Source organism: Azotobacter armeniacus (assembly GCF_054779355.1).
Genome location: NZ_BAAGYK010000082.1, coordinates 64,271 through 80,272, shown reverse-complemented (window position 1 = coordinate 80,272; position 16,002 = coordinate 64,271). Strand labels below are relative to the sequence as shown.

Annotated in this window: 14 protein-coding genes and 1 pseudogene; 4 read left to right on the top strand and 11 right to left on the bottom strand. The window is 62.3% G+C overall.

Going from position 1 to position 16,002, the window contains the following annotated elements; genetic code table 11:
• Nucleotides 1-120: 120 nt before the first annotated feature.
• Nucleotides 121-329: pseudogene (locus ACYVD0_RS12810) on the bottom strand (REP-associated tyrosine transposase); the annotation flags it as partial.
• A 268-nt stretch (nt 330-597) separates the two neighbouring features.
• Between ACYVD0_RS12810 and ACYVD0_RS12805 the strand changes: the two are divergent.
• Complete coding sequence (locus tag ACYVD0_RS12805) at nt 598-939, top strand: hypothetical protein (RefSeq protein ID WP_460427157.1); 342 nt, start codon at nt 598-600, stop codon at nt 937-939.
• Between the two features lie 149 nt (nt 940-1,088).
• Here ACYVD0_RS12805 and ACYVD0_RS12800 read toward each other — a convergent pair whose 3' ends face one another.
• On the bottom strand, nt 1,089-1,607 hold the full coding sequence (locus tag ACYVD0_RS12800; RefSeq protein ID WP_460427164.1) for an REP-associated tyrosine transposase: 519 nt from the start codon (nt 1,605-1,607) through the stop codon (nt 1,089-1,091).
• A 694-nt stretch (nt 1,608-2,301) separates the two neighbouring features.
• On the opposite strand from ACYVD0_RS12800, the gene ACYVD0_RS12795 reads away from it, so the two are divergent.
• Nucleotides 2,302-2,550 carry an FmdB family zinc ribbon protein gene (locus ACYVD0_RS12795; RefSeq protein ID WP_460427156.1) on the top strand — a complete coding sequence of 83 codons (249 nt, stop codon included), beginning with the start codon at nt 2,302-2,304 and terminating at the stop codon, nt 2,548-2,550.
• A gap of 58 nt (nt 2,551-2,608) precedes the next feature.
• Here the strand turns inward: ACYVD0_RS12795 and ACYVD0_RS12790 are convergent, their stop codons facing one another.
• Nucleotides 2,609-3,142 (bottom strand): REP-associated tyrosine transposase, encoded by a 534-nt coding sequence (locus ACYVD0_RS12790; protein WP_460427155.1) that lies wholly within the window; start codon nt 3,140-3,142, stop codon nt 2,609-2,611.
• A gap of 274 nt (nt 3,143-3,416) precedes the next feature.
• On the opposite strand from ACYVD0_RS12790, the gene ACYVD0_RS12785 reads away from it, so the two are divergent.
• Nucleotides 3,417-4,160 (top strand): class I SAM-dependent DNA methyltransferase, encoded by a 744-nt coding sequence (locus ACYVD0_RS12785; protein WP_460427163.1) that lies wholly within the window; start codon nt 3,417-3,419, stop codon nt 4,158-4,160.
• 180 nt (nt 4,161-4,340) lie between these two features.
• Here the strand turns inward: ACYVD0_RS12785 and ACYVD0_RS12780 are convergent, their stop codons facing one another.
• From ACYVD0_RS12780 to ACYVD0_RS12750, 7 genes are all read right to left on the bottom strand, one after another.
• Nucleotides 4,341-4,871: an REP-associated tyrosine transposase gene (locus tag ACYVD0_RS12780; RefSeq protein ID WP_460427154.1), complete on the bottom strand. Its 531-nt coding sequence runs from the start codon at nt 4,869-4,871 to the stop codon at nt 4,341-4,343.
• Between the two features lie 212 nt (nt 4,872-5,083).
• A complete protein-coding gene (locus ACYVD0_RS12775) occupies nt 5,084-6,238 on the bottom strand; it encodes a hypothetical protein (protein ID WP_460427153.1) in 1,155 nt (384 codons plus the stop codon).
• Nucleotides 6,204-6,866 (bottom strand): GmrSD restriction endonuclease domain-containing protein, encoded by a 663-nt coding sequence (locus tag ACYVD0_RS12770; protein WP_460427152.1) that lies wholly within the window; start codon nt 6,864-6,866, stop codon nt 6,204-6,206. Before ACYVD0_RS12770 ends, ACYVD0_RS12775 begins: the two co-directional genes overlap by 35 nt.
• A gap of 126 nt (nt 6,867-6,992) precedes the next feature.
• Nucleotides 6,993-8,243 (bottom strand): ribonucleotide-diphosphate reductase subunit beta, encoded by a 1,251-nt coding sequence (locus ACYVD0_RS12765; protein ID WP_460427151.1) that lies wholly within the window; start codon nt 8,241-8,243, stop codon nt 6,993-6,995.
• 292 nt (nt 8,244-8,535) lie between these two features.
• Nucleotides 8,536-11,418, bottom strand: a complete 2,883-nt coding sequence (locus ACYVD0_RS12760) for a ribonucleoside-diphosphate reductase subunit alpha (protein WP_460427150.1) — start codon at nt 11,416-11,418, stop codon at nt 8,536-8,538.
• A 679-nt stretch (nt 11,419-12,097) separates the two neighbouring features.
• Nucleotides 12,098-12,823, bottom strand: coding sequence for a 4'-phosphopantetheinyl transferase family protein (locus tag ACYVD0_RS12755; protein ID WP_460427149.1), 726 nt, complete (start codon nt 12,821-12,823; stop codon nt 12,098-12,100).
• 246 nt (nt 12,824-13,069) lie between these two features.
• Nucleotides 13,070-13,855 carry a dienelactone hydrolase family protein gene (locus ACYVD0_RS12750; protein WP_460427162.1) on the bottom strand — a complete coding sequence of 262 codons (786 nt, stop codon included), beginning with the start codon at nt 13,853-13,855 and terminating at the stop codon, nt 13,070-13,072.
• A gap of 312 nt (nt 13,856-14,167) precedes the next feature.
• Between ACYVD0_RS12750 and ACYVD0_RS12745 the strand changes: the two genes are divergently transcribed.
• Complete coding sequence (locus ACYVD0_RS12745; RefSeq protein WP_460427148.1) at nt 14,168-15,499, top strand: dicarboxylate/amino acid:cation symporter; 1,332 nt, start codon at nt 14,168-14,170, stop codon at nt 15,497-15,499.
• On the opposite strand, the gene ACYVD0_RS12740 is transcribed toward ACYVD0_RS12745, so the two are convergent.
• Entirely contained in the window at nt 15,474-15,968 is a 495-nt protein-coding gene (locus ACYVD0_RS12740) for a SprT family zinc-dependent metalloprotease (protein WP_460427147.1), read from the bottom strand. The genes ACYVD0_RS12745 and ACYVD0_RS12740 overlap by 26 nt on opposite strands.
• Between the last annotated feature and the right edge of the window lie 34 nt (nt 15,969-16,002).

Below are 16,002 nucleotides of genomic sequence, written 5' to 3'. Positions count from 1 at the left end.
GTCCGCTTTGGCGTCAAGACCCAAGGCAGGAGCCGTATGCGGTAATGCCGCACGTACGGATCTGTGCGGGGGGAGGCAGGCGACTGCCTTTCCTACCGCGACCGGAGCAAGAGCATTCCAAGTATCCGGCAGGCGATTGAGGAGGGCGAACTTGATGACCTTCCAGCGCAGGGGGAAGTCGCCGTCGCCTGCCGGCAGGGGCCACAGGCAGTGCATGCGCTCCGGCATTACCACCCAGGCATCAATATGGATGGGATGCCGTCGCCCTGGTTGCCCGCACCCGTGGCGCGCAGCAGATCGACCTCGCGTACCAGCCGATCGCTGCGCCGGCGGGATGTCCAGGCTCTCGCTCCTTGAGTCCCGTGCATGGACGCTGGAGCGTCCGGTGCTGCGTTTCCACGCGGGAGCGTGGGAACGATCAAGGGAGGGATCAGGCCAACAGGCAGAGCCAGAGCCTTGCCCGTCTTGGAGGTCCGGATGCCGCGGCATGGCGGCGGAGGACGAGGTGGGCGAGCGGCCGCGAGGATGATGCCCACTTGGCTATGCTGAAGGGTGGGCATGGGGCCTGTCTTTCTAGTCGGCTCGGGAGAACGCGCGATGAGCAGCTTCGAGATCGAGAGCTGGTGCAAGGCCAGCTCTACCGAGAAATCGGTTCCCCAGGGGTTGATCCACTTCTATATCAGCGGCGACGACCGCGTGAAGCTGGAGCAGGCCGAGGAGCGTCTGCAGAATAGTGGCGAAGCCGAGGTGCTCGTCGATGTCGACCGGAGGACCCTGGAGCTGGTCACTCCGCCCGGATGCGGGCCACTGTCCGACTGCCACTTGCGGGTCTACCTGCGGCCGGAGGACCAGCGCGGGCAGTTCCATCTGGTCGGCCATCGTGCCAGCGACGGCAGCCTGATCTACAGCAACGCCCTGCTGATCGACTCGCTGATGTAGCGATCCGCCGGGCGAGTCCTGGCGATGGCGGGCGCCGGATGCGGCTGCCCGCGTGGAATGATCGTTCCCGCGCTTGCACGCGGGAAAGCCCCTGCGATGCTTCGGCCTCGCATCAGGTCCACCGCGCAATCGCCAAGGGGACTCCCGCATCACTCACCCCACCGTCCCTGTTCTCCATCGATTCCGCCACCCGTCCAGTCCGGCGGATAGATCCTATCCCGCACCGCCCGGTGAAAGCTCGACCAGGGCCAGTCCGCCACCCGGGCCGCATGGCCGTGCTTCACCGGGTTGTAGTGCAGGTAGTCGAAGTGCCGCCGATAGTCGCGGTCGTCGCGGATCAGATGTTCCCAGTAGCGCCGTTGCCAGATGCCACGCTCGCCGCGGGCGGCCTGTGCGGCCGTGCGCGTCTCGTTGTCTGGCAGGCGCCGGGAGAAGGCGAACTTGATGACCTTCCAGCGCAGGGCGAAGTCGCTGTCGCCCGGCGGCAGGGTCCACAGGCAGTGCATGTGCTCCGGCAGGACCACCCAGGCATCGATGTGGAAGGGATGGCGCGCCTTGGTCGCCCGCACCGTGGCGCGCAGCAGGTCCACCTCCCGCACCAGCAGGTCGCTGCGTCGGTCGCGCAGGTTCACGGTGAAAAACCAGGTCGCCCCCGGCACCCTACGCAGCCCGACACCCCGCGTAGGCTGGAAAACCCGCGCAGCGGTTTTCCACCGGGAATGCCGTGCAGGCTAGGGCGGGCATCATGAGGCATGCGGGGAGGGAATGGGATTCGCCGGGCTGGACAAGCCGGCTTGTCCGCCCTACAAAAGGCCGCGTCGCGCAGGGCGGGCCTGCCTGCCGTCGAGGTGGCCGCCGCCGGCTCGCGAGAGCCGCTGGTCGCTGCGTATTCGCTTTGACTTCATCGAGATGCAGGTGGATTTGTGAGAAAGAAGAAACCCTTGGACCCCGTCCGCCAGGCACAGAAGAATCGTGCCTATCGGATCGGTTACCTGATTGCCCTGGCCGGCATCGTGTGCGGGTTCGTGTTGCTGGAGCTGAAGCCGGTGTGACGGGTTTTGCCGCTGTGATGGATCTTGCCTGTCTGGTTGGTGGACAAGCGAAGCGTTGTCCACCCTACGGAACCCGACACCCCGCGTAGGGTGGAAAACTCGCGCAGCGGTTTTCCACCGGGGATGTCCGAGCTACTTGCTGCACGGTTGTCTGCCTCGGTGTCACTGGGCTACGCCGCCCTGTGCGGCGTACAATCCTGCCCTGTCCACCCCTCTCCAGCACGGGAAGGGGGCATGGCGGCCGGTTCCTGCCGTTCAGGCTGGCTGCCGCAGATTGCCGATGCACGCATCAACCGCGAGAGAAATACCCATGCCGACCTACGATTACCGTTGCGAAGCCAACGGTCAGGTATATGAAGTCCAGCATCCGATGGCCCTGAGCCCGAAAACCTGGGGCGAACTGCGCGCCGCCAGCGCGCTGGCGGAAGACCCATCGATCCCGGAGGATGCGCCGGTAACCAAGCTGATGAGCGCAGCCGGCGTGGTCAACAGCCGGGCACTGAAGAACCCGGAACCCCCGGCCTGCGCCCGGGGAAACTGCGCCGGCAATTGCCGCTGAGCTGCTGCCTCGCTCGGTGATCGTTCCCACGCTCCCGCGTGGGAACGCGCATTTCCCCTCAGCTCCAGTCCGCAATCTCCAGCAGCCCCGGCGCTCCCGCATAGTTCCTCGCACTGGAATAGCGCCAGTGTTCCGGCCGTTCCACATAGCCGCGCCGTACCGGGTTGTGGTGGATGTAGTCCAGCTTCTGGCGCATCACCGCCTCGCTGCACACCAGCTCCGCATGGCTGCCCTCCTGCCAGAACTGGAAATCTCGGTCGTGCTTGTGCGTCTTCTTGCCCGCCCGCAGCCGATCCAGCGCTTGTGCTGCGCCGATGCTTTGCAGGTGCTCGACGATCCGGCGGGCGGTGAAGGACTTGAAGCTGGCCACGCAGCGGGGCAGGTCCCCGGCCTGCGCCAGGTAGTGCAGGTGGTTCTCCATCACCACGTAGCCGTAGAGCCGCAGGCCTTGGTGCTGCTGCTGGTAGCGCCAGCAGCTCAGCAGGATGTCGACCAGGGCGGGGCGGCTGAATAGCGGCAGCCACTCCACCACCGTGCAGGTGAGAAAGTGCGGAAGGTCCGGTTCGGTAATCACATAGCGGCTGCGGCCCATGGGTGCCTCCTTGTACCCCATGCAAGGACGCCGGAGCGTCCGGGCGGGCGTTCCCACGCGGGAGCGTGGGAACGATCAACGATCATTCGATCGGTTCACCGTGCAGAAGCCGATCCCCGACTCCCGATCCCCGATGGCTCCCACGCTCCTGCGTGGGAGCCGGGTGGGTGACGCTTTGCGTCATGGGGCGGGGTGGGATCGATCAAAATGCCTCCCATGCCCGGGTTGGGCTATGATGCGCGCCCCCACGCTCCGCTTGGAACATCAGGCCATCATGTCCGGCAATGCCCTTTATAACGACTTGTCCGGTTATTACGACCTGATGTGCGCCGATATCGACTACCAGGCGCAAAGCCACTGCGTTCACCGGCTGCAGCAACTGTTCGGCAATGGCGGGCGCCGGCATCTTGATCTGGCCTGTGGAACCGGGCCGCATGTCCGCCATTTCATCGATGCCGGCTATTCGGGCAGTGGCCTCGACATCAACCAGCCGATGCTGGACCGCGCCGTCATGCGTTGTCCGGAGGCGCAATTCTCCCGCCAGGATATGTGCGCCTTCACGGTGGACGAGCCGCAGGACCTGATCACCTGCTTTCTGTATTCCATCCATTACAGCGGCGGAATCGACAGGCTGAAGGCATGCATCGCCAGCGCGCACCGTGCACTGGCCGCCAACGGGCTCTTCTGCTTCAACGCGGTCGACAAGCACCGGATCGACAACGCTTCATTCGTGACGCACACCGCACGGCACGATGACGGCCTGTTCCGCTTCAGTTCCGGCTGGAACTACGCCGGCCAGGGCGAGCGGCAGTCGCTCAAACTGCGTATCGAACGAAGCGTGGCGGGCGAAACCCAGGTGTGGCACGACGAACACCCCATGGTCGCGGTGGGCTTCGACGAGTTGCAGACGCTTCTGCAACCGTACTTCGAGGTTCATGTGTTCGAGCATGATTACGAAAAGCTCATTCCCTGGAGCGGAACCTCCGGGAATGCCTTGTTTGTCTGCGTGAAGCGATAAGCCGTTCCAGGCTAGGGGGCTTCTCGCCGCCGCTCGGAGCCGTGCTCTGCGTAGGGTGGAAAACTCGCGCAGCGATTTTCCACCGGGGGAGGTACAGGCTACCTCGCTGAGAGGTTAGCCACAGGTTTACGAAGACAGGGCGTAGGGTGGAAAACCGCGCAGCGTTTTCCACCAGAGCGCTCATTCCCCGTAAGCGCCACGCTCATGCGCTGGCTCGACGCACCAGTCCGTGCGGTAGATACCTGTCGTCACGGCCCGATGAAAGCTCGAATAGGGCCAGTCCACCAGCCGCTTGACGTGGCCGTGTTTCAGCGGGTTGTAGTGGATGTAGTCGAAGTGCCGCTGGTAGTCGAGGTCGTCGCGGATCAGGTGTTCCCAGTAGCGCCGTTGCCAGATGCCGCGTTCGCCACGGGCGGCCTGTGTGGCCGTGCGCGTCTCGTCATCCGGCAGGCGTCTGGAAAAGGCGAATTTGATGACCTTCCAGCGCAGGGCGAAGTCGCTGTCGCCCGGCGGTAGCGTCCACATGCAGTGCATGTGTTCCGGCAGCACCACCCAGGCATCGATGTGGAAGGGATGATGCGCCTTGGTCGCCCGTACCGTGGCGCGCAGCAGGTCCACCTCCCGCACCAGCAGGTCGCTGCGCCGATCGCGCAGGTTCACCGTGAAAAAGTAGGTCGCCCCCGGCACGCGGGCGCGGCGGTAGTTGGACATGGGCTGCCTCCCTGAGCCTCGTGCCTGCCATGGCCATGCTCGGTGGATAAGCGGAGCGTTGTCCACCTTACGGAGCTGATCTTGTGGGCCGCTGCCTGCCTGATTGGTGGACAAGGCTGCGCCGTTGTCCACCCTACGTGGCCGCAACTCCGCGTAGGGTGGAAAACTCGCGAAGCGATTTTCCACCGGGGGCGTCCGGGCTACTCGCTTTATCACTGAAAGCGAGCGGCAATTGCTTGTGATGCCCGGAACCCCTCGACTCGAATAGTAGATGAGCCTTCACGGGAAAAAATTGTATCTGCTACGTCGGAAATTTGTTTTTGTGGTGGAATCCATATACATATAACGGCGCGGCCACGGTAGTCGATGCAGTCGATTGTTCCCAATATGGCTGAGCGCAGGGGTTCGCTCAGTTGAGATTTAGAGAAGTGTCTAACCACTTTTTTCTTATATTCTTCTATGCTGGTCTCAATGTGGTGGGTTTCCCGATCGATGCCAACGACATACCTGTTGCCAACCTTAAGGGGTGGAACTCCGTCGAGTTCTTCGATTCGCTTTGCCTGAGCTTCACTATCCGCAACGCCTATGAAAATGGCTCCAGATGAATTTGGTCCGGCATTTGCGATTCCGCATGCTGTTTCAATTAATCTGTCGAGTAGGGCGTTGTTTAGTAGTCGTTTGTCGTCAAGAGATACAAGTCCTTGTTTGCATTCATAGGTTGCGGTTTCAATTTTTGATCGCCTTAGCGCGTTTTCGAAACGTATCGCTAAGCCAGCCCCTTGATGTGCTATCCCAGGTTGCTGCTCTTCAAAATAGGCTTGTATTAGGCCTTTCGTGACTGCAATGTTTTGTATTCTTGGAGCTGAACGTATTTGTCCTGCGGCGACGTGCAAACGATTTTGGAGGTTTTGTAAAGCGTCCATTATCCCTTGGCTATTGAATGGGGATTTTCCCTCTTTGAAACACAGATCATAGAAAGCCATGAAAATCGCATAGAATCCAGTTTTTATTGGATTTGCTCCGGCATCAGGATGAATTGTTCTGCGCAGTGCGTTTGGCGAGTTGTCAACGAATTCAACGGTTTCTCGGATAACCGATATTGTAGTTGTTATCGCGTTCTTTAGAGCATCAGCACCATAGGCATGGATTTTGACATTGATTGATCGATATGCTTCGGTTTCAAGTGAGTAATATTCGTCGAGAGCTGAACCGCTAAAGCCGAAAGGCTGTTCTTCAAGGATAGATATTGCTAGGTCAGCAAGAAACTGTTCGTCCTCTGCTTCTCTTAGTTGGTTTTTTCTTAGGATCCCTTGCTTGCACCAGAAAGTGTTTTCAGCATGAACCCCCGTATTCGAGGTCGTCGCCATTTATGTCAACGCTTATCTGTGGCATTGCTGATAAGTTTAGGAAGTTTGACGAGGCATCTCCACGTAATTCTGCAGCTACTTCTCGGACGAAATTGGCGAAGGGTGATATTATTCCAGCTTGACGTTTTTCTTGGGCACTCAGTTGTCTTCCGTACGCGTTTATTCGACCAAAGACTTCGTTGACTGCGTTGGGATCTACAGCAGGGAATTCAGTTACCGCAAATGTGTACTCAAGAAGGCGAGCACATGAATGATCGTCTAGTAGCTCTTCAGTGTTTCGCTTTGCTTGGATTTCTCCTCGCTCAGCTAGTTGCTTGGCTCTGGCAAGCTGCTCTACGTTGAAGTATTTTCCATCTATATGGAAATTGTTTTCAATGTAAGAAAATACAGCGTTTAAGCGCTGCATTCCGTCGATAATTTCGAAGCTCTTTATGCCATCTTCGTTGATTGTTGTTGCTAGAAGAATTAAAGGTATTGGGTAGCCTTGTAGAATGCTGTCTATTAGCTTTCTTTTCTCTTCCGTAGTCCAGACGAGTTTGCGCTGGTATTGACGGTTTACTATGAAGTTCCCATCGGTGTATTCGCGATAGGCTTCTTGTATGCTCATTCCTCTTGGTGTGACGCTCATGCTCTAACCTCTGCAGAGTCCATAAAAAGCCCCGCACAAGGCGGGGCTTCGGTCTTTCTACTCGCTGCCCCAAACATTCCTTTCAGGTAAAGCGTTCTGTTTTTCTTTGGAAGTCCGTAGCCAGAATCAATCCCAACTCAACGCCCCCCCAGTCTGATATTCAATGACCCTCGTCTCGAAGAAATTCTTCTCCTTCTTCAGATCCATGATCTCGCTCATCCACGGGAAGGGGTTGGTGGTGCCCGGGTACTGTTCCGGCAGGCCGAGTTGGCTCAGGCGGCGGTTGGCGATGAACTTGAGGTAGTCCTCCATCATCGCGGCGTTCATGCCGAGCACGCCGCGGGGCATGGTGTCGCGGGCGTATTCGATTTCCAGCTGGGTGCCCTGGAGGATCATCTGGGTCGCTTCGTCCTTCATCTCGGCGTCCCACAGGTGCGGGTTCTCGATCTTGATCTGGTTGATCATGTCGATGCCGAAGTTCAGGTGCATGGACTCGTCGCGGAGGATGTACTGGAACTGCTCGGCGGTGCCGGTCATCTTGTTGCGACGGCCCATGGAGAGGATCTGGGTGAAGCCGCAATAGAAGAAGATGCCTTCCAGCACGCAGTAGTAGGCGATCAGGTTGCGCAGCAGCTGGCGGTCGGTTTCCGGGGTGCCGGTGTCGAAGGTCGGGTCGGAGATCGAGCGGGTGTACTTGAGGCCCCAGGACGCCTTTTTCGCGACGCTCGGGATCTCATGGTACATGTTGAAGATCTCGCCCTCGTCCATGCCCAGCGATTCGATGCAGTACTGGTAGGCGTGGGTGTGGATGGCTTCCTCGAAGGCCTGGCGCAGGATGTACTGGCGGCACTCGGGGTTGGTGATCAGGCGGTATACGGCCAGCGCCAGGTTGTTGGCGACCAGCGAGTCGGCGGTGGAGAAGAAGCCGAGGTTGCGCATGACGATGCGCCGCTCGTCCTCGGTCAGGCCGTCCTGGCTCTTCCACAGGGCGATGTCGGCGTTCATGTTGACTTCCTGCGGCATCCAGTGGTTGGCGCAGCCGTCGAGGTACTTCTGCCAGGCCCAGTCGTACTTGAAGGGGACGAGCTGGTTGAGGTCGGCACGGCAGTTGATCATGCGCTTCTCGTCGACGCGCACGCGCGCCGCTGCGCCTTCGAGGTCTTCCAGGCCTTCGCGCACGTCCAGTTCGTTGAGGGCGGCCTTGGCGCGGGCCACTGCGTCGGAGTCGTCGGCGGTGACGGCGCGGGCCTCGTGGGCGGCGGCATCGCCGACGCTGTCCAGGCGCTCCAGGCTCATGGCAGCCTGCGGTTGCGCGGCAGCGGCCGGCTTGGCGGCGGCGCCTTCTTCGGGTTGATCGAATTCGTCCCAGCTGAGCATGGCGGGTTCTCCTGGTCGGGACCGGGCGGGCCGGTCGGTGCAAGTCGGATGGCCTCCCGCGATGGACGGGAGGCGCGGAATTTGGGGGAGCGGGGCGTTGGCTTCGCCTTCTCCCTGGCCCTCTCCCTTGGGGGAGAGGGCGTCGAAGTCAGTCATCTCCGTACCAGCGCGAAGCTGAGCGAGTGAGCGCTAGGCGCCGGGTTGCCCGGCCCCGGGAGCGTACTGAAGTACGTGACCGGGGGCGGGCGGGCCGGCAACAACGCGGGCGCCGCTCAGATTCGTGCGGCACCTGTCACTGACAAGCTTCGCAGTCGGGGTTGTCGATGGAGCACGCCTGCGGCACCGGCGCCGGCTGGGGCTCGGCGGCGGACAGGCTCTCGTCTACACCTGCGGACACGGCGTTGAGCTTGCCGGTGGTGATGGTCGACTTCTCGGCGCTGGTGGCGGCCAGGGCGCGGAGGTAGTAGGTGGTCTTCAGGCCACGGAACCAGGCCATGCGGTAGGTCACGTCGAGCTTCTTGCCCGAGGCGCCGGCGATGTACAGGTTCAGCGACTGCGACTGGTCGATCCACTTCTGCCGGCGGCTGGCGGCCTCGACGATCCACTTGGTCTCCACCTCGAAGGCGCTGGCGTAGAGGTCCTTGAGGTCCTGCGGGATGCGCTCGATGTGCTGCACGGAGCCGTCGTAGTACTTGAGGTCGTTGACCATCACCGGATCCCACAGGTCGCGCGCCTTGAGGTCGTGGACCAGGTAGGGGTTGATCACGGTGAACTCGCCGGAGAGGTTCGACTTCACGTAGAGGTTCTGGTAGGTCGGCTCGATGGACTGCGACACGCCGGTGATGTTGGCGATGGTCGCGGTCGGCGCAATGGCCATGATGTTGGAGTTGCGCATGCCCTGCTTCACGCGCTCGCGCAGCGGCGCCCAGTCGAAGGTACTGCTGCGGTCAACCTCGATGTACTTGGCGCCGCGCTGCTCGGTGAGGATGTCCAGCGAGTCCAGCGGCAGGATACCCTTGGACCACAGGGAGCCGTCGAAGGTGGAGTAGGCGCCGCGCTCCTCGGCCAGGTCGCAGGAGGCCTGGATGGCATAGTAGCTGATGGCTTCCATCGACTGGTCGGCGAAGGCGATGGCCGCGTCGGAGCCGTAGGGGAGGTGCTGCAGGTACAGCGCGTCCTGGAAGCCCATGATGCCGAGGCCGACCGGGCGGTGCTTGAGGTTGGAGTTGCGCGCCTGGGGCACCGAGTAGTAGTTGATGTCGATGACGTTATCCAGCATGCGCACAGCAGTCTTCACGGTGCGCGCCAGTTTCTCGACATCCAGCTTGCCGTCGGCGATGTGGTTGACTAGGTTCACCGAGCCTAGGTTGCACACGGCGATTTCGTCGGCGCTGGTGTTCAGGGTGATCTCGGTGCACAGGTTGGAGCTGTGCACGACACCGACGTGCTGCTGCGGGCTGCGCAGGTTGCACGGGTCCTTGAAGGTCAGCCAGGGGTGGCCGGTCTCGAACAGCATCGAGAGCATCTTGCGCCACAAGTCCTTGGCGGCGATGGTCTTGAACAGCTTGAGCTTGCCGTACTGGGTCAGCGCCTCGTAGTACTCGTAGCGCTCCTCGAAGGCCTTGCCGGTGAGGTCGTGCAGGTCCGGCACGTCGGACGGGGAGAACAGGGTCCAGGGGCCGTCCTCGAACACCCGCTTCATGAACAGGTCGGGAATCCAGTTGGCGGTATTCATGTCGTGGGTGCGGCGGCGGTCGTCGCCGGTGTTCTTGCGCAGTTCGAGGAACTCCTCGATGTCCAGGTGCCAGGTCTCCAGGTAGGAGCAGACCGCGCCCTTGCGTTTCCCTCCTTGATTGACCGCTACGGCCGTGTCGTTGACCACCTTGAGGAACGGCACGACGCCCTGGCTCTTGCCGTTGGTGCCCTTGATGTAGGAACCGAGCGCGCGCACCGGGGTCCAGTCGTTGCCCAGGCCGCCGGCGAACTTGGACAGCATGGCGTTGTCGTGGATGGCGCTGTAGATGCCGGAGAGGTCGTCCGGCACCGTGGTCAGGTAGCAGGAGGACAACTGTGGGCGCAGGGTGCCGGCGTTGAACAGGGTCGGCGTGGAGGCCATGTAGTCGAAGGACGACAGCAGGTTGTAGAACTCGATGGCGCGCGCTTCCTTCTGCGGCTCCTCGATGGCCAGGCCCATGGCGACGCGCATGAAGAACACCTGCGGCAGCTCGAAGCGGATGCCGCCCTTGTGCAGGAAGTAGCGGTCGTAGAGGGTCTGCAGGCCGAGGTAGGTGAACTGCTGGTCGCGCTCGTGATCGATCGCGGCGCCCAGTCGGGCCAGGTCATAGCCCTGCAGTTTCGGGTCGAGCAATTCGAACTCGATGCCTTTCTCGACGTACACCGCCAGGGCCTTGGCGTAGAGGTCGGCCATCTCGTGGTGGGTGGCGGACTCGGCGACGCCGAGGAAGCCCAGGGCTTCGGCGCGCAGGGTGTCCATCAACAGGCGCGCGGTGACGTAGGAGTAGTTCGGCTCGCGCTCGACCAGGGTTCGCGCGGTCATCACCAGGGCGGTGTTGACGTCCTTCTCGGCCACGCCGTCGTAGAGGTTCTTCAGGGTTTCCTTCTGGATCAGCCCGCCATCGACCTCGGCCAGGCCCTCGCAGGCCTCGCCGATGATGGTGTCCAGGCGACCCATGTCCAGCGGGACGAGGACGCCGTCGGCGCGGGCGACGCGGATGCTCGGGTGCGGCTGGGCGACTTCCTGGACGGCGGCGGCGCGCTTGCGCTCCTGGGTGCGGGCTTCGCGGTAGATCACGTAGTCGCGGGCGACCTTGTGCTCGCCGGCGCGCATCAGCGCCAGTTCCACCTGGTCCTGGATCTCCTCGATGTGGATGGTGCCGCCGGAGGGCATGCGCCGCTTGAAGGTGGTGCTGACCTGCTCGGTCAGGCGGGCGACGGTTTCATGGATGCGCGACGAGGCGGCGGCGGTGCCGCCTTCCACTGCGAGAAACGCCTTGGTGATGGCCACGGTGATCTTGTCGTCGGTGTAGGCAACGACGGTGCCGTTGCGCTTGATCACACGCAGCTGGCCGGGCGCGGTGGCGGCCAGATCCGGGGTCGACTCAGCGGCCTGCGGTGCGCCGGGCGACTGGTTTTCGCGAGTGGCGTCGATATGCATGAAGGTCCTCCATTTTGAAAAGTGTCTGCTTGGGCGCCTGACGCAGCGATCCGCCCACCGCTGGCCCCGGTGTGGGTGGCGACGGATGGATGGCTGCGGCAGGCGTCCTCCTGGTCGGTCGAAAATGGTTTCGCTGTTTGCGCCTGAACCACAATATCTAGTGTATGCGCTGCTGGCGGCATACTCCCTGAGCCCGACGCGTACCCTGCGCCGAAAGCAATTCCAGCCGCATGGGCGGCTGGCTGAGCATGAATCTGTCGGTGTGGGAGATCGGGCGGAAAAGTCCCCGAACTGGAATTCCCAGAGGGCTTGCGAAGTGGCCGGCTCCCGGTCTATATCCCTATATGTAGGGGTCTGGCTTGGTTGCGATACAAGATAGTGCGCTGCCGGGACCAATGCAAGGCGGAGCGATGGGGGTAACCTGTGGATAAAGTGTGAGTCTTTTGTGGGTGGCAGGAGGGTATTTTGGCGCAGGCCGCGCCATGCTTGGCTCAGGCCGTTTGTAGCCGGTGCAGAGGAATTCGCCGGGCTGGAAAAGGATTTTTGGACTGTGAGCGGAAACACAATATCTTGTGTTTTTCGTTTTCTCTGTCATGGGCTGAAAAGTTTGGCGAGATGCCAGATCCGTTTTTCGTCGATCCGTTCACCACCCTCCCGCGGGGAACTCTGCACGGATTTCTCAGCGGAAGGATTCGACAGGAATGGCGACCAAGGTGAGCAGGCGTTCGCCTTCACGGACGAACTGGCCCTCCAGAAGGCTGCCGGTCGGCCACTCCGGGCCGAGGTCGGTGAGCAGGCGCAGGCGGGCCTCTCCGGCGGAATTCCAGTCGAGCAGTTCGGCGTGCTCGAAGTAGAAGCGCCGGCGGACCAGCGGATAGAGCGCCTTGAACAGGCTTTCCTTGAGGGAGAAGGTCAGGCTGGTCAGCCAGGCCTGCTCCTCATGTGTGCAGCCGGGCAGGCGGCGCCGTTCGGCGGGGGTGAGGATCTGTTCGGCCAGGCGCCGGGCGCGTTCGGCCGGGAGCAGGGTTTCCGTATCCAGCCCCAGTCCGCGCCAGGTGCCGGCATGGCCGACGAGGGCGGCGGCCCAGCCGGCGCCGTGGGTGATCGAGCCAACCACCCCGGCGGGCCACTGGGGCGCGTGGTCCTCGCCGACCGCCGGTACGCCAGGGATGCCGGTCAGCCGCTGCAGTGCGGCGCGCGCGCAGAGGCGTCCGGCCAGGTATTCCGCCTGGCGCTTGGCCACGCCGCGTACCGGGGCGATGCCGCAGGCGGCGAAGTCGGCGGCTCGCAGCAGGCTCGGGTCGAAGCGGGCGCTGTGCAGTACGGTGCCGGACAGTGCCAAAGGCAGCGGCCAGCGCTCGCTCGTTTCGCTCAGGCAGGGGGGTAGGGGACTGAAGATGGGCATCGGGGTATTGTGCCGTGGACGGCACTGTGCGGGTAGAGGGCCGGCCTCACCTCGCGTAGGCGCCAAGGGGACGCCCGAGCTCTTGCCGGCGATGCTTTCATGGAGCCTTGATCGCCAGCAGGCTGGCTCCTGAAAATATTCAACATATTGATTTTTAATGATTTTTTCGTTTTGTTGAAAACCGCGCAGCGTTTTCCACCACTGGCATCGTCGCGGTCAAGGCCGTTCCCACAGGCGCCGGGGGGGTCACTTGAACAGCTGCTTGAGGAGGGCTTGCATGTCGGCCCAGGAGCGTTCGTCGGCTTCCTTCTGGTAGCCGAGGTCGAGGCCGTGACCGGCGTGGGCATCGGCGTCGGGGTTGGTGAAGCTGTGTTTGGCGCCGGGGTAGCGGTTGAACTGGTAGTCGGCGCCGGCCTGCTCCATCTCCCGTTTGAATTTGGCGATATCCTGATCGCTGACGAAGCTGTCGGCCTCGCCATGGGCGACCAGCACATGGGCCTTGACGCTGCCGGGGGTAGCCGGTGTCGTGGTGGCGAGGCTGCCATGGAAGCTGACCACGCCGGCCAGCGGCACGCCCTGGCGGGCCATGTCCAGCACCACCCGGCCTCCGAAGCAGTAACCGATCGCGGCGAGCCGCTGGCTGTCGGTCTGCGGCTGGGCCTTGAACAGCTCTAGACCGGCGAGGAAGCGTGCCTTGGCGTTCTCGGCATTGGCCGTGGCAGCCTGCATGAAGGCCTTGGCGTCGGCCGGGTGCCGGGTGTTCTTGCCCTGGCCGTACATGTCGATGGCCAGGGCGCTGTAGCCGAGGCCGGCGAGGTCGCGGGCGCGGCGCTTGGCGTAGTCGTTCAGTCCCCACCATTCGTGCACGACCATGATGCCGGGACGCCGGCCTTCGATGGCGTCGTCGTAGGCGTAGTAGCCCACCAGGGGCGTGCCGTCGGCGCTCCGGTAGGTCAGCTCGCGGGTCTGGATCTCCGCCAGACTGGCAGTGCTGAAGGCCAGCAGAAGCAGGCCGGGCAGGTAGTGACGCATGCCGATTTCTTCCTTTTCGTTGCTCATGGCGATGGTTGCTCCAGGCCTGGCCGGCATCTGGCGAAATCTCGCCTCCGGGCCGGCGGTTATTCGCCTTTGCGGGCGTCTTACAGACGCCTGCCTGTTTTTTAACTTATTGATTTAAAAGTATATAACTGCATTTTGTGCGGACTGGCATATGCATTGCCTTACAAACTGGATAACCCCCCGCCCGCGGGGATTACAAGAATCTCCCCGGAGGAGGGAGGTACCCAGTCTGGTGGCGTCTACATCCAGGAAGGAGGTCAGATGTCGCTTGTGAGGACCTTGCAAATGTCCAATGAAAAACAACCCCTCTACAAGAGTCTGTACGTTCAGGTGCTGGTGGCCATCGCCGTCGGCATCGCGCTGGGGCATTTATATCCGGAAACCGGAGAGGCGATGAAGCCGCTGGGTGACGGCTTCGTCAAGCTGATCAAGATGGCCATCGCCCCCATCATCTTTTGTACCGTGGTCAGCGGCATCGCCGGCATGCAGGACATGAAGGCGGTCGGCAAGACCGGCGGCATCGCGCTGCTGTACTTCGAGATCGTCTCCACCGTGGCCTTGGTGATCGGCCTGGTGGTGATCAACCTGGCGCAGCCGGGGGCCGGCATGCATGTCGATGTCTCGACCCTGGATGCCAGCAGCATCGCGGCTTATGCCACGGCCGGCGAGGGCCAGAGCACCGTGGGCTTCCTGCTCAACGTGATCCCCGGCACCGTGGTCGGCGCCTTCGCCAACGGTGACATTCTCCAGGTACTGTTCTTCTCGGTGATCTTCGCCTTCGCCCTGCAGCGCCTGGGCGACTATGGCCGGCCGGTGCTGGAGTTCATCGACCGCATCGCCCACGTGATGTTCGGCATCATCAACATGATCATGAAGGTCGCGCCCATCGGTGCCTTCGGCGCCATGGCCTTCACCATCGGCAAGTACGGCGTCGGTTCGCTGGTGCAGCTGGGCCAGCTGATGCTGTGCTTCTACATCACCTGCGTGTTCTTCGTCCTGGTGGTGCTCGGTGGTATCGCCCGCGCCAACGGTTTCAACATCCTGCGCTTCATCCGCTACATCCGCGAGGAGCTGCTGATCGTGCTCGGCACCTCGTCCTCCGAGTCGGTGCTGCCGCGCATGCTGAAAAAGATGGAGAAGCTCGGCTGCCATAAGTCAGTGGTCGGCCTGGTGATTCCGACCGGCTACTCTTTCAACCTCGACGGCACCTCGATCTACCTGACCATGGCCGCGGTGTTCATCGCCCAGGCCACCGATACACCGATGGACCTGACCCAGCAGCTCACCCTGCTGGCGGTGCTGCTGGTCGCCTCCAAGGGCGCGGCGGGCGTCACCGGCAGCGGCTTCATCGTGCTGGCCGCGACCCTGTCGGCGGTCGGCCATGTGCCGGTGGCCGGTCTGGCGCTGATCCTCGGCATCGACCGCTTCATGTCCGAAGCCCGTGCCCTGACCAACCTGATCGGCAACGGTGTGGCCAGCGTGGTGGTGGCCAAGTGGGTCGGCCAACTGGACAGCGAGCAGATGCAGCGCGAACTGAGCAGTCAGGGCGTGGCGGCTACCGCTGAAGCGCCGGCCGAGCCGGCCGTTCTGGTCACAGAAGACGCTGCTCGCCGCTGAACTCCAGCACTGCCCGGCAACGCCGACACAGGTAGCGGCGACCGCGCAGCACCAGCGAATGGCGCTGCGCGGTGAACGGAAACTCACCGGCCGGGCACAGGCAGCGGTACAGGTAGTGGATCGCGCGGCGGCGCTGCACGGCATAGTCGTGGCAGCGCTTCGCCGGCAGTTCGTAGACCTCCTGCATGATCCGCTGCCACTCTCCCCCATGGGGCCGGATTTCCGCCCCGAACCGCTGATAGGCGATCAGGTGCGCCACTTCGTGGGCCACCGTCTGCCTCAGGAAGTCCTCACGGTTCTCCTGGTACAGCTGGGCGTTGAAGCGCAACAGGTTTTCCCGCGGATATGCTATTCCCGCCTTCTGTCCACGCAGCTGCAAACTGACCTGCGGGCGCGCGAAACTGTGCTCGAAGAAGGCTTCGGCCTGGCGGAAGCAGGCGTCGACGCGGGCAAGGATGGATTCGGGCATGGGGCGTACCTCCTGTATGCGCCATTATGCCGAA